Below are 15,446 nucleotides of genomic sequence, written 5' to 3' on the forward strand. Positions count from 1 at the left end.
TCTAATAAATAATAATAGTTACCTGGTGCCATTAAATATTGAATCAGATTTCTGCCTATTTTTTCTAAGTTAGTTTTACTATTCTTAACTATTTCAGAAAGGGATAACTCATTATAGTTACCACCAACAATTTCTATTAATAATTCCTTATTATCTAGTATTAACGTTTCTAATTGTGATATAATTGTCATGAAATAAATTCTCGCTTTCTTTAGTTTAGGCACTTTTAGTATAGCATGAGAATTTATTTCTTTTCTATTTTCGACCAACAATAACTTTACACTAACTGCTTACTCAATTGCTGTTTGTGCTTCACTATCATCTATAATATCTGCAAATAAACCGTAAACATATTTTTCAGCATCAAATGGCTGTAAATCATTCATTTGTTCACCAAGACCAACTAATTTAACCGGAATAGCTAATTCATTTTTAATTGCTAAAATAATACCACCTTTTGCAGTACCATCTAATTTAGTTAAAACAATACCTGTTACATTAGTTGCTTGCTTGAAAGCTTGTGCTTGTGATAAGGCGTTTTGACCTGTGGTAGCATCTAATGTTAATAATACTTCATGTGGTGCATTTGGTAATTGTTTCTGTATGACACGATGAACTTTTTCTAGTTCATTCATTAAATTGGTTTTATTTTGCAAACGTCCGGCCGTATCACAGATTAAAATATCAATATTTTTAGCTTTTGCTGATTGTATAGCATCATAAATAACAGCTGCTGGATCTGAACCTTCAGATTGTTTAATAACTTCTGCACCTACTTTATTTCCCCATACTTGTAATTGATCAATAGCTCCTGCACGGAAAGTGTCGCCTGCGGCTAACATGACTTTTTTTCCTTGAGAAATATATCGATGTGCTAATTTACCAATCGTCGTTGTTTTACCTACTCCATTCACACCAACAAATAAAATAACAGTTAATTCACCTTCTGGTTGCATATTAATCGTTTGATTAACATTATCATCTGAACGTTGATAAATATCCACTAATTTTTCTACGATCATTTCTTTTAAATCAGCTGTTTCTTTTATATTTTTTAATTTCACTTCTTGTTTTAATTCATCTACAAGTGTCATCACCGTATCAAAACCGACATCAGCTTGAATTAATAATTCTTCTAATTCTTCAAAAAACTCTTCATCAACTTCACGATAACGTGCCATTAAATCGTTTAAAGCACCTTGGAATTGACGACGCGATTTTTCTAATCCTTTTTTAAATCGCATACCGATTTCTTGTTCTTCTATTTTTTCATATTCATCTAATGACATTAAACCAAAATCTTGTACACCAACGATTTCACCTTCAGATAATTGGCTTAAATCTCGTTCTTGTTGTGTTTCAGATTTACTAGAAAATTTTGTTTTTAATTTACTAAAAAATTTTGCCATAATTTACTCCTTTATATCAATTTGTTGTTCTATTTCAGTTAATTGAACACTGACTACTTTGGAAACACCTTTTTCTTGCATCGTGATACCGTACAATGTATCCATACGTTCCATCGTTCCTTTACGATGAGTAATGACAATAAATTGTGTTTCTTTTGAAAACACTTGTAAATATTCAGCATATCTAATAACATTTGTTTCATCTAATGCTGCTTCCACTTCATCTAAAATCACAAATGGCATAGCTTTAACTTTTAAAATTGCAAATAATAATGCAATTGCTGTTAGTGCACGTTCTCCACCTGACAATAATGACATATGTTGTAATTTTTTACCTGGTGGTTGTGCATTAATTTCAATACCAGAAACTAACAAATTATCTGGATTATCTAGTATTAACTCAGCATAACCACCTTGGAATAATTGTTCAAATATATAATTAAAGGATTTAGCAACTTGATCAAAAGTCGTTTTAAATCTTGTTGTAACTTCTATATCTATTTCATTAATTACATCAAATAGTAATGCTTGTGCTTCTTCTAAATCTAATTTTTGCTCTGATAAAAATTGATAACGCTCATTAACACGTTCAAATTCAGCAATAGCACCGATATTCACGTCACCTAATTCATCAATAGATAATTTTAATAATTTAACTTGTTGTTTAGCTTCGTCATAATCGACAGTTAAAGGATACAATTCTTGAGCTAATTGTGCAGTTAATTGATATTCTTGTTCTAAATAATTTATTAAATGATCTATTTGAACATCTAAACGATTATATTGTACCTGTTGGTTCGCTAATATATTTTTCTGTTCTGATAATTCCGCTTCAGCATTTGCTAATAATCGTTCATGTTTATTAATCGTTAACTGTGTATTCACTTTAGTTTTTTGCGTTTGAGATAAAGTTTCTTGGACAGTTACTAACTGTTGTTTTTGTGTAACTAATTGTTCTTTATAAGATTGTAATAAAGTTTGATCATCATCTTGATGATGTTTCAACAGTGACATATTATGTTTCACTTGAGCTAATTTCTTTTCACTTGCTTCTAACAATTGTGATTTATCTTCAATTTTTTCTGTTGTGACTTTTAATTGTTCTGATAATAGTGCTACATCCATCTTAATTGTTGCGATAGTTTGCATTAATTCATCAAATGCCAATTTAGAATTTAATTGTTCTGATTTTTTCTGATCAATTGCTTCATTAATTGTTAAAATTTGTTGTTCAATGGCTGATAGTCTTTGTTGATAAGTAGAACTATCTAATGTTGCTTCTCTTTGTTTAATAATTGACAATTCATTTGCGGTATCTTGATGTAATCTTTGTAATTTCTCTAACTCACTTTGTTGATTAGTTAATTGAATAGTTAACTGTTGTTGTTCTAGTTTTTGTTGTTCAAATTGTTGTCTTATTAATGGTAATTGTTGTTCTAATTGTTGCCAATAAAGTTCTTTCTCTTTAACTGTTTGTTCTAATTGTTGTATTTGTTGTTGAAGTGCAGTTAATTGTTGTTGCACTTGTTGTTGTTCTTCTTTTATTTGTAAAATTGATTGTTGTGTTTGTTTATTGGCACCACCTGTCATAGCACCACCAGCATTAACAACATCACCTTCTAAAGTGACAATACGATAACGATATTGAATAATTTTAGCTAACTCATTCGCAAAAGTTAAATTTTTAGCAATGATAATTTGACCTAATAAATGGTGAATAATAGAACGATACTTCGCGTCATATTGAATTAAGTCAGCAGCAATACCTATAAATCCTTCATGTTGATAAATAGCTTGAAATACTTGTTGTGGTAATTGTTTAGGTTGAATAATGGCTAAGGGTAAAAATGTCGCTCTACCTGCTTTTAATTGTTTCAACTTAGTAATTGCTGTTCGGGCTACTTGCGCATCATCTACTATCACATATTGTTGCGTTGCACCTAAAGCTGTTTCAATAGCTAAACGTTCTGTACTTTCTACATTAATTAATTCAGCAACTGCACCATGAATACCTGGTTGTTTTTGCTTTAGAATGGCACGAACACCTGAATAGAATGTACTATTCTCATTAATTAAACGTTCTAAACCAGTTAACTTAGCTGATAATTGACTTTGCAATTGATATCCTTGCTGTAATTTTTTACGATGTTCAGAACGTTGTTCTTCTATCACTAAATATTCTGCACTTTGTTTATCATATTGTTGTTGTAAGTGTGAAAATTGCTTATTGAATTTTAATAATTGTTGTTCTAAATCTTGTGTTTGCTGTGTTTGTTGTGAAATTTCTTCATCTAATTGCGTCAAACGTAATGTAATACGTTGTTGTTGTTCTAAATCTTGTGTCTGTTGTGTTGATTGATAGTGTAGTTTATTTTCGATTTCAGTTTGTTCGGTTAATAAACTGAAATGTTGATTTTTTAAAATTTCTAATTGTTGTTCAATATGTGCTTCAAAATTAGTTGTCTGCTCAGTTAATTGTCGCAATTGTGATTTCTTTTGTTGTTTTTGTGTTGCCAGTTGTTGGTAATGTTGTTGTAATTGATCACTATCTTCTTTAATCATATCAATCGTTTGTTGTAATTGTATCATTTCTTTTTCATAATTACGATCATTTTCCGACTGATTTTTACTGCGCTCATTAATAACATTGATATGACCTTGCAACTGTTCTACATGACTTGTCAATTGTAATTCTTGTTGATGTAAATCTGTTAATAATAATTCTATTTGTTGATATTCTGCTTTTAATTGACCAAGCTGTTCTGTATCTTGTTGTAATTGTACTTCACGATTATTAATCATCGTTGTAATTGATTGTATATCTTGTTGTAATTGTTTATAGGCTTTACTTGCAGTTAATATATCTTTTGCTACGACGCTAATATCATATGTTTTCAATTCTTCTTTTAAACTGACATATTCTTGAGCTACTGCAGATTGTTCGCGTAAAGGTTCTATTTGTTGTTCTAATTCTTTAATAATGTCATATATACGTAATAAATTATCTTTAGTTTCTGCTAATTTTTTCTCTGCTTCTTTTTTACGCTGTTTATATTTTAATACACCTGCAACATCTTCAATGATGCCACGACGATCTTCTGGCTTACTATTTAAAATTTCATCTACACGGCCTTGTGAAATAATTGAAAAGGCATCACGACTTAAACCAGACTCCATTAATAAATCAACAATATCTTTTAATCGGCAATTTTGTTGATTGATTAAATATTCACTATCTCCTGTACGATATAAGCGTCGCGTGACTTCGATTTCATCCTTATCTATTGGAAGTTGATGATCTTTATTATCAAAAGTTAATGTGACTTCTGCTAAATTTAACGGTGCACGTAAATCTGTACCAGCAAAAATAATATCTTCCATTTTTCTACCACGTAAACTTTTAGCAGATTGTTCTCCAAGTACCCATCGAACTGCATCAATAATATTACTCTTTCCTGAGCCATTTGGGCCAACAATCGCCGTTAATCCGTGTGTTAAATCAACTGATATTTTGTCAGCAAAAGATTTAAAACCTATGCTCTCAATTTTTTTTAAGTACACGCTCATTCTCCATTTCTAATTATTAATTTTGTAATTTTTTAATTGCTTGTTTAGCAGCATTTTGCTCAGCATCTTTCTTAGTACGACCTTTACCTGTCCCATAACTTGTTTGATTAATTAACACTTCACATTCAAATAATTTATGATGTGCCGGACCACTTTCACTTACTAATCTATAAATAGCTGTAGGCCATCCCTTACCTTGTACTAATTCTTGTAATTGCGTTTTCGAATCGAAATGAACAAATATTTCACCTTTATCTATCATTGGAAACATAATATTTTGTAAAAACACATTAACAGCTTCAATGCCACTATTTAAATATAATGCACCAATAAATGCTTCAAAAACATCAGCTAAAATAGATGGTCGTTCTCGCCCACCTGTTTTCTCTTCACCTCTACCTAACAATAATAAATGATTAAAATTTAATTGTTTTGCTAATATTACAAGTGAAGGTTCACAAACGACTGTTGCTCTCATTTTTGTCAATTCTCCCTCAGGTTTATTAGGAAAACGATTAAATAAATATTGTGACACCGTCAATTCTAATATCGCATCACCTAAAAACTCTAAACGTTCATTATGCGCTAAATAGCCTAAATGAAAGTCATTGGCAAAAGATGAATGTGAAAATGCTTGAACAAATAATTGTTTATCTTGCACATCAATTTGATGCATATGGCAGAATTTATCGAATTTTGTTAAAAAATGTTGTACTTGTTGTTGATAATGATTTATTTTAGCCATCATAATCTCCTTTCTAAATTATATATTAATTTTACTTTAGATTTTCTAAAATGTCATTAAATAAATTAAATGTGTCACTTTTCTTATATAAAATAATCCCCCTTATAATGTCTTATAAGGAGGTGTTAATCATAGATTTAATTAAAATAAACCGATAACTTGCCCATCATCATCTATATCCATATTAAGCATAGCAGGTTGTTTCGGTAATCCTGGCATAGTCATTACTGTACCTGTTAAGGCCACGATAAAACCAGCACCTACTGAAGCACGTAATTGTCGGATATTTAAAGTAAATGCTTCTGGTCTACCTAATTTTGTTGGATCATCTGATAAAGAATATTGTGTTTTTGCCATACAAATAGGTAATTTATCCCAACCATTATCATTAAATATTTTAAGTTGTTCTAATGCCTCATCACTATATTTAACGTCTTTCGCACCATATATTTTAGTAGCAATGATATTTATTTTATCTTGTATTGATAAATTTGTATCATAAAGTGCTTGATAATGCGACTCTTGCTGCTCACATAATTCAATAACTTCATGTGCTAAAGCAATACCACCTTGGCCACCATGTTCCCATACTTCCGTTAAAGCAATTTTATAATGATGTTGTTTAGCCCAATCTAATAACCAATTAATTTCTTCATCACTATCTGTAATAAATTTATTAATAGCGATCACAAATGGTACTTTATATTGTTGAATATTTTCAATATGTTTTTCTAAGTTGACAATTCCTGATTTTAAAGCAGCTAAATTTGATACAGCTAATTGATCTTTCTCTACACCACCATGCATTTTTAATGCACGAATAGTTGCAACGATAACAATAGCATTCGGATGCAAATTAGCCTGACGACATTTAATATCTAAAAATTTTTCAGCGCCTAAATCGGCACCGAAACCTGCTTCAGTGATGGCATAATCACCTAATTTTAAAGCTAACTTAGTCGCTTGTACTGAATTACAACCATGTGCAATATTAGCAAAAGGCCCACCATGAACAAAAGCAGGTGTATTTTCTAATGTTTGTACTAAATTAGGTTGAATCGCATCTTTTAAAATTAAAGTTAAAGCACCTTGAATGTTTAAATCAGCGACAGTAATAGGCGTGTTATCTTTTTTGTATGCGACAACCATTTTCGCTAATCGTTGTCTTAAATCATCTATATCATTGGCTAAACAAAGGACTGCCATAATTTCTGATGCTACTGTAATATCAAAACCATCTGGTCGTGTTTCTTTACCTTGACGCATTGCGGTATTAACAATGACACCTCTTAATGCACGATCATTTAAATCAACACAACGTTTCCAAACAACACGATCGATACCTAGTTCATTCCCTTGAAATAAATGATTATCTATAAAGGCTGAGATAGAATTATTTGCAGTTGTAATTGCATGAATATCGCCTGTAAAATGTAAATTTAAGTCTTCCATCGGTACAACTTGTGCATACCCACCACCAGCAGCACCACCTTTAATCCCCATAACTGGACCTAGTGATGGTTCGCGCAGTGCTACAATTGCTTTTTTATTCAATTGATTTAATGCTTGTGCTAAACCAATCGTCACCGTTGATTTTCCTTCACCAGCAGGTGTAGGATTAATTGATGTCACTAAAACAAGATGACCGTCAGCATTATCTTTTACTTTTTGCCATAAATGTCGATTAACTTTTGCTTTATATTTACCGTATAGTTCTAAATTCTCTTCTTCAATCATCAATTGTTTAGCAATTATACGAATATCCGTTAAATGTGCTTGTTGTGCAATTTGTAAATCACTGTTTGTCATTAAATTTACTCCTTTATAAAAAAAATATTATGGATTATAAAAGCAACCTATCTACTACTCCTTTAATTTATCACGAAACCTTATACTTTTCAATAATAAATACATTTTTATCTTAAAATACAAAAATAGCAATAATAAACGTACATTTTTTATTATTGCTATTATATTTTTAGTTTTTAGTTCGTTTTTTGGCTTTCTAGTACTACTTCTTCAATTAAACTTGCAATTTGTTGTTCTTGCATTAACATGGCTTGACGAATACCATTAAAAAAAGCATAACTATCTGAAGAACCATGTGCTTTAATCACTGGATTTTTAAGTCCTAATAAGTAAGCTCCACCATATTCACTATAATCTAGTAAACTTTTCATTTCTTTTAAATCTTCTTTTATCAAAGCAGCGGCAAACTTAGTTTTAATATTTTTCATAAAAGTCGACTTCAATATAGACATTAATAAATTTGCTGTACCTTCAGTTGTTTTTAATACCATGTTTCCTGTAAAACCATCAGTAATAATAACATCAGCACTATCTGTTAATAATTCACGTGCTTCTACATTACCGATAAAATTAATTGAAGTATTAGTTTGTAGTTTATCAAATGTTTTTCTTGCAAGTTCGTGTCCTTTTTTATCTTCTGTTCCTATGTTTAATAACGCAATTTTAGGTGATTTAATTTGACGTATGCTTTGAGCATATAATTGTCCTAAAATAGCATATTGTTCTAAATGCTCTGGTTTAGCATCTACATTTGCACCTAAATCCATAAACATTGTTCCTTTACCAGATAATGTTGGTAAAACTTGTGCTAATGCTGGACGTTGAATACCTTTAATACGACCTACAATTAAAGCACCTGCTGCTAATAAAGCACCTGTATTACCGGCAGAAATACAAGCATCAGCTTCTCCATTACGTACAGCATAAGCCATTTTGACCATTGATGCTTCTTTTTTTGTTCTAATTGCTTTCACTGGTTCGTCATCATTTAAAATCATATCTTCACAAATAACTGTTGTGACATTTTTTAATGTTGTTAATTGTTGACAAGCTTCTTGACTACCATAAACCATTAGATGTATCTCAGGAAATTGTTCATTAAACAATTTAACCGCTTCTATAATACTATTTGGCGCATGATCTCCACCCATTAAATCTACTGCGATTTTCATAACTTACCTCTCTTATTTAATATTATTAAATATTATAACATACCTATTTAATAAAACAAAAAATATAAGAATGCTCAAGCATTCTTATATTTTTATTCTACTATTTTAGCTTTAACAATCATTCGTTCTTCCCAAACGTCTGTTGAACTATTATAAGAAGTACATGTAATTAGTGTCACTTCTTGTGGTTCACCTGGATGATTGTATGCTTCTTCAATTTGACTTGGACCTACATTATAAATTTTATAAACTTTATATTTTTTCATACCTTCTTTAGTCACAATTTGAACTTCATCACCCTCTTTAATTTTTAGTAAGTTATTAAATCTAATACCTACACCTTGTACAGAGTGACCTGCAATGGCAACATTTTGTTCATCAAGTAAACCAGTTTTGTCTTCAGCAAGGACAGTAGCTACACCATCAATTAAATGTTGTTCAGTTGCTTCTCTAAAAATAGGCTCACTAATATTTACTGATGGAATATTAATAATACCTAACATATTATCTGTAATTTTAATATTATCTTGTTTACCTTCTGATAAATATTTTTCCCACCAATTAATTTCAACATCACTTTTATCTTCTTGATATGCTGTGATAATTTTATCATTAACTTGATTTGTCATATATGCTCTAATTTGATTCCAAAAAATCAAAGTAATTGAAGTGATTAATAATATGACAATAGCAAGCCAACGTAAAGTATTTTTAAATTTACTCATACGATTACTCCATAATTTCTATATTTTTATTTATCCTAGTATATAACTTAGTTTTATAAAATTCAATATTTTTGACTAGTATAGCTGCTTCTTCTCTAGCCTGTGCCATAATTTGGTAATCTTCAACAATATTGGCATAACGAAATTCTGGTACACCACTTTGTCTATAGCCAAAATAATCACCAGGTCCGCGCATTTTTAAATCGCGTTCAGATAATTCAAAACCATCTGCCACTTCTGATAAAATTTTCATACGTTCTTTACCTGCTTCATTTTTAGGATCAGCTACTAAAATACAATAAGATTGATGACTATTTCTTCCCACACGTCCACGTAATTGATGTAGTGTAGATAGACCAAATCTCGAAGCATCTGAAATTAGCATAAATGTGGCATTCGCTACATTAACACCGACTTCGATTACTGTTGTTGATACTAATACTTGAATTTCATTATTAAAAAATTGTTGCATTATTATTTCTTTATCTCGACTTGACATTCTACCATGTAATAAACCAACTTTGTAAGGTGATTGTTGATAATATTGTGTTAATTTATGATACATATCTAAAGCGTCTTGCAACTCTAGATGTTCAGATTCTTCGATTAATGGACAAATGACATAAGCTTGAAATCCCTTATTTAATTCTCGAGTCATTAACTGCAATACACTTGGTAATTGTTGTGTTTTTGCCCAACGAGTATCAATTTTTTTACGACCTTTAGGCAATTCTTTTATAATAGACACATCCATATCACCAAAAGTACTAATAGCTAAAGTTCTTGGAATGGGTGTTGCTGTCATCATTAAAACATTGGTATCCATTCCTTTATCTTTTAATAAACGACGCTGTTTAACTCCGAAACGATGTTGTTCATCAGTAATAACAATACCTATTGATTTAAATTGTACTTCATCTTGAATCAGTGCGTGTGTACCAATAATAATATCAATCTCACCTTTTTTTAATTGTTCTAAAATTAATTGACGTGATTTTCCTTTGACTGAACTTGTTAATAAAGCAATATTAATTCCATACGGTGTAAATAATTCAACTAAACTATTAGCATGTTGTTCTGCTAAAACTTCAGTTGGCACCATTAAAGCACTTTGATAATTAGCTGTAGCTGCCGCATACATTGCTAATGCAGCAACAATCGTTTTTCCTGAACCGACATCACCTTGTAATAAACGATTCATACGATAAGTAGATTTTAAATCATAAAAAATTTCATTAACCGTCTTTTTTTGTGCTTCAGTTAATTCAAAAGGTAAATCTTTAATAAATTGTTTGATTTTAGGTAATTGATAACGAATAGCAATACCATCATTTTGAACATTTTTTAATTGTTGCATTTTCAGTTGAAGCTTAAGTTGAAAATCAAATAATTCTCTAAAAATATAAGATTTTTTTGCTAGATTGAATGTTAACATATCTTTAGGTTGATGCAAAGTCAAAATAGTTGCTGAGAATGGTAATAACTGATATTTATCAATCAAATAAGATGGTAAATCATCTTCAAGTTGTTCAATATAAGGTAAGGCTTGTTCTAAATATTTATAAAAAGTTTTTTGATGAATTAACTGTTTCAATGGATAAATTGCTTCCATAGCTCCTTGATGCATTGCTGAAGCATTATGTTGATAAACATGATATTTATTAGCACTTAATTGTTGTTTTCGTAAATCCCATTTACCTGTCACGACGATATCTTGATTTAATGAAAGTTGATTTTTTAAAAAAGGTTGATTAAAAAAGACGATTTTAACGGCAATATCATTAACTAAAGCTGTGAAAATTAGTCTTGATTTTTTATGGCCATAAAACGTGACTTGTGGTATTGAACTAATCGTCGCAATCACTTTAACTTTATCATTATGCTGTGCTGTAGATAAATCATCAATTTCTGAACTTTCATAACGCGTAGGCAAAAATAATAATAAATCTTGTACAGTATGAATATTTAATTCAGCTAATTTTTCGTACACTTTCGGTCCAATACCTTTTAAATATTGCACTTGCATATTATTTAACGCTTTCAATCATCTTACTCCTTAATTTATACGTTTTCTTTTTTAAAAATTATACTTTCATAATGCTTACCTGTTTTAGTGGCGGCTAATCCCCCTTGTGCAGTTTCTTTTAATGCAGACGGCATGCTTTGACCAATTTTATGCATTGCATCTACAATTTCATCAGCAGGAATTTTACTTTCAATACCTGCTAAAGCCATATCAGCACTTAGCATCGCATTACTTGCACCACTAGCATTTCGTTTTACACAAGGTACTTCTACAAGACCCGCAACCGGATCACAAACTAGTCCTAACATATTTTTTAATGTAATAGAAAAAGCGTGCGCTGATTGTTTAGCACTACCACCTAACATTTCAACAATTGCTGCACTTGCCATAGCTGCTGCTGAGCCGACTTCGGCTTGACAACCACCCATTGCACCTGATACTGAGGCATTATTTGCTACAACAAAGCCAAAAGCACCAGCAGTAAATAAAAAGCGAATCATTTGTTCATGTGTGCAGTTAAATTTCTCCGCCACTGCAAATAAACATCCCGGTACCACACCTGCTGAACCTGCTGTTGGGGTAGCACAAATAATGCCCATTGCTGCATTCACTTCATTAGTTCCTATTGCACCCGCAACACCAGACAAAAATGTTTCACCACAAATACTACGACCTTGTGCAATATAATTTCTCATTTTGACTGCATCACCACCAGTTAATCCAGTAGGTGATTTTACGCCTTTATCAGCACGTGCAATAGCTTGTGTCATCACTTCTAAATTTTGTTCCATTTTAGTCCAAATTTCTTGACGAGATAAACCAGTTTCCGACATTTCTTGTGTAATCATTATTTCTGATACTGGCATATTCAATGTTTCTGATTGTTCTAGTAATTCTGCAATATTTCTAAACATATTTTAATCCTACACATCCTTCATTGTCGTGACTTTTAATATACCCTCTAATTGATTAATTTTATCAATTACAATTGATGGGATTTCTTCATCTAATTCTATGGTCATCAAAGCAATTTTTCCTTTTTCATGACGCGACACTTGCATTGCACCGATATTCAACTGATAATCAGACAATACTTTAGTAACATGTGAAATCGCACCAAATTTATCATTATGAAAAACTAATAAAGCTGGTGAATTACCTGACATTGCAACTTCAAATCCATTTAATTGTGTGATTTCAATTTTTCCACCACCGATAGAAATCCCTTCAACTTCTAAAGTATTACCATTATTATTTTTTAAAAAAATATGAGCGGTATTCGGATGTGGCCTTGTTTCTTGCATTTCCTTAAATGTAATATTAATCCCTAATGTTTCTGCAATTGCTAAACTATTAGGAATGCGTGTATCATTCGTATCGAAACCTAAAATACCTGCAACGAGCGCAACATCAGTACCATGCCCTTTATACGTATCTTTAAATGAACCATAAAGAGAAATTTGAATTTCTGTAGGTTGACTTTCAAATAAATCATGTGCAATCAGACCAATTCTTACAGCACCAGCTGTATGAGAACTTGAAGGACCTACCATAATTGGACCGATAATATCAAACACACTTCTGTATTTCATTAGAAATAACTCCTTTATATAATATAATAACTTTAATTTATCATTTTCTCATAGAGAATAACAAGTTATTGATACAAACTAAATAATAGAATTAACGATAAAAGATGACTTACATCATATAAGTTACAATTATCGTTAATTCTATTTAATTCTATTAAACTATTCTACACCAAAAATAAATGTGTACAGTGGTTGCTCACCTTTATGAATTTCGACTTCTACTTCTGGATGAGTTGTTTCACAATAGTTCAATACTTCATCAACTACTGTATCTTCTACATTTTCACCAACAATGACTGTTAAAATTTCACTTTCTTCATCTATTAAAGAGGCAAGTAATTGTTTAATAACTGTCATGTGATCTTTATTTGATGAAATAATTTTACTTTCATTGATACCCATAAACTCATCTTTATGAATTTCAACACCATCAATTTTTGTATCACGAACAGCAAAAGTAATTTGACCTGTTTTTACATTATCTAAACTTGATGTCATACTTTCCATGTTTTCATCTAAACTTACTTCAGAATTAAAGGCCAGCAATGCTGCTAAACCTTGTGGTACTGAGCGTGTTTCGACCACAATAACATTAGTTTCAGATAATTCTGCTGCTTGTTTTGCTGCTAAAATAATATTTTTATTGTTAGGTAATAAAATATAGCGTTCGGCTTTTATTTGATTCATCGCTTTCACAAAATCTTCTGTAGATGGATTCATTGTTTGTCCACCTTCAATCACAAAATTAGCACCCATAGATTTAAACATCTCTGCGATACCTGATCCCATAGCAACAGTTATAATTGCATAATCTAATGGTTTTTGATTTTGTGGATTCATTTTAGCACGATCTGATTTTAACACTTCACGATGTTGTTCTCTCATATTATCTGCTTTAACTTTAATTAATTCACCATATTGCTGACCATAATTAAATACATCACCAGGATGTTCAGCATGAATATGTACTTTAACTACTTCATCATCAGAAATAACTAATAATGAATCACCGAATTGACTCATTTCTTTTCTAAATGTTTCTTCATCAAATGAACGTCCTTTTTCTTTGTCAAAACGAACCATAAATTCTGTACAATAACCAAACTCTATATCTTCTGGACTCATAAAATCACGTAAATGATGCTCATCATTAGCAGTTAAATCTACTTTATCAATATTTACTTTAACTTCAACACCTTGAATTTTTTCACCTGTTAATTCTGCTAAAAATCCACGATAAACACACATTAACCCTTGTCCACCAGAATCAACTACACCAACTTCTTTTAATACTGGTAATAATTCAGGCGTATTTTCTAATGAAACTTGTCCAGCTTCAACAATAATTTTCATCATATCAATGATATCATCAGTTGTATCAATCGCAGCCATTGCTGCTTCTGCTGCTTCTCTAGCAACTGTTAAAATTGTTCCTTCAACTGGTTTAATAACTGCTTTGTAAGCTACTTTGACACCATAATCAAATGCTTTAGCAAATTCTGTAGCATCTAATTCTGCATACTCTTCAATATACTTCGAAAAACCACGAAATAATTGAGATAAAATAACACCAGAATTTCCACGTGCACCCATTAATAAACCTTTAGCAAAAGCTTTACCGACATTACCGATATGTTGTTCTTGTTTTGATACAGCTTCTGTTGCCCCAGAAGACATCGATAAATTCATATTTGTTCCCGTATCACCATCTGGTACTGGAAAAACATTTAATGCATCTACTTTATCTGCATTAGCTGCTAAATTGCTCGCACCTAGATTGATCATCTGAGCAAATTTAATCCCATCAATTGTTTTCATGTTATACATGTCCTCCTCATCTTTAATCAATTAACATCTATTCAGGTACAACTACACGTACACCTTGGACATAAACATTGATTGCATCCACATTTATTTGTAAACTATTCTCTATTTGATATTTAACTGCTGACTGTACATTAGAAGCTATTTCAGAAATTTTAGTACCATACATAACGATAATGTATAATGAAATAATTAATTTTCCATCTTCTTGTGTTACATCAACACCTTTTGAATAATTATCTTTACGTAAAATTTCAGCTATGCCATCTCTTACTTGATGTCTTGATGCCATGCCGATGATACCATAACATTCAACTGCAGCACCACCAACAACTGACGCAATCACTTCTTCTTCAATAACAATATTGCCGACATTATTTTTTAGTTCTACTGACATATAAGAATCCTCCTTAATGTTCATAAGTATACTGTTTATTTTAATAATAATTTTTAATATTAATGACTACTTTTAGTATTACTTATATAGCCATACTTTTTTAATTATACTTGATTTGATGTAAAATGTCATTATAAAAAGAGTGATAGTATAACTATTCTCATTCACATGTGATAATGT

Annotated in this window: 12 protein-coding genes; all 12 read right to left on the reverse strand. The window is 30.9% G+C overall.

Annotated features, from left to right (window positions below):
• Window positions 1-191 (reverse strand): hypothetical protein (locus AC5EAH_RS05810; protein ID WP_493493827.1); only part of this gene is annotated, 191 nt, incomplete at its 3' end.
• Between the two features lie 99 nt (window positions 192-290).
• A complete protein-coding gene (ftsY, locus tag AC5EAH_RS05815) occupies window positions 291-1,409 on the reverse strand; it encodes a signal recognition particle-docking protein FtsY (RefSeq protein ID WP_493493828.1) in 1,119 nt (372 codons plus the stop codon).
• A 3-nt stretch (window positions 1,410-1,412) separates the two neighbouring features.
• The gene (smc, locus tag AC5EAH_RS05820) at window positions 1,413-4,976 is read right to left on the reverse strand and encodes a chromosome segregation protein SMC (RefSeq protein ID WP_493493829.1); all 3,564 of its coding nucleotides are present in this window, start codon (window positions 4,974-4,976) and stop codon (window positions 1,413-1,415) included.
• A gap of 16 nt (window positions 4,977-4,992) precedes the next feature.
• Window positions 4,993-5,721 (reverse strand): ribonuclease III, encoded by a 729-nt coding sequence (rnc, locus tag AC5EAH_RS05825; protein ID WP_493493830.1) that lies wholly within the window; start codon window positions 5,719-5,721, stop codon window positions 4,993-4,995.
• 141 nt (window positions 5,722-5,862) lie between these two features.
• Window positions 5,863-7,530 carry a formate--tetrahydrofolate ligase gene (locus tag AC5EAH_RS05830; RefSeq protein ID WP_493493831.1) on the reverse strand — a complete coding sequence of 556 codons (1,668 nt, stop codon included), beginning with the start codon at window positions 7,528-7,530 and terminating at the stop codon, window positions 5,863-5,865.
• A gap of 176 nt (window positions 7,531-7,706) precedes the next feature.
• Complete coding sequence (gene plsX, locus AC5EAH_RS05835) at window positions 7,707-8,702, reverse strand: phosphate acyltransferase PlsX (RefSeq protein WP_493493832.1); 996 nt, start codon at window positions 8,700-8,702, stop codon at window positions 7,707-7,709.
• A gap of 92 nt (window positions 8,703-8,794) precedes the next feature.
• Entirely contained in the window at window positions 8,795-9,427 is a 633-nt protein-coding gene (locus AC5EAH_RS05840) for a class A sortase (protein WP_493493833.1), read from the reverse strand.
• 4 nt (window positions 9,428-9,431) lie between these two features.
• Entirely contained in the window at window positions 9,432-11,453 is a 2,022-nt protein-coding gene (gene recG / locus AC5EAH_RS05845; RefSeq protein WP_493493838.1) for an ATP-dependent DNA helicase RecG, read from the reverse strand.
• Window positions 11,454-11,488: 35 nt separating this feature from the next.
• A complete protein-coding gene (sdaAA, locus tag AC5EAH_RS05850; RefSeq protein WP_493493834.1) occupies window positions 11,489-12,367 on the reverse strand; it encodes an L-serine ammonia-lyase, iron-sulfur-dependent, subunit alpha in 879 nt (292 codons plus the stop codon).
• 9 nt (window positions 12,368-12,376) lie between these two features.
• The gene (gene sdaAB / locus AC5EAH_RS05855; RefSeq protein WP_493493835.1) at window positions 12,377-13,045 is read right to left on the reverse strand and encodes an L-serine ammonia-lyase, iron-sulfur-dependent subunit beta; all 669 of its coding nucleotides are present in this window, start codon (window positions 13,043-13,045) and stop codon (window positions 12,377-12,379) included.
• A 159-nt stretch (window positions 13,046-13,204) separates the two neighbouring features.
• The gene (locus tag AC5EAH_RS05860) at window positions 13,205-14,863 is read right to left on the reverse strand and encodes a DAK2 domain-containing protein (protein WP_493493836.1); all 1,659 of its coding nucleotides are present in this window, start codon (window positions 14,861-14,863) and stop codon (window positions 13,205-13,207) included.
• Window positions 14,864-14,900: 37 nt separating this feature from the next.
• Window positions 14,901-15,266 (reverse strand): Asp23/Gls24 family envelope stress response protein, encoded by a 366-nt coding sequence (locus AC5EAH_RS05865; RefSeq protein WP_493493837.1) that lies wholly within the window; start codon window positions 15,264-15,266, stop codon window positions 14,901-14,903.
• Between the last annotated feature and the right edge of the window lie 180 nt (window positions 15,267-15,446).

Source organism: Staphylococcus sp. B1(2026) (assembly GCF_058895785.1).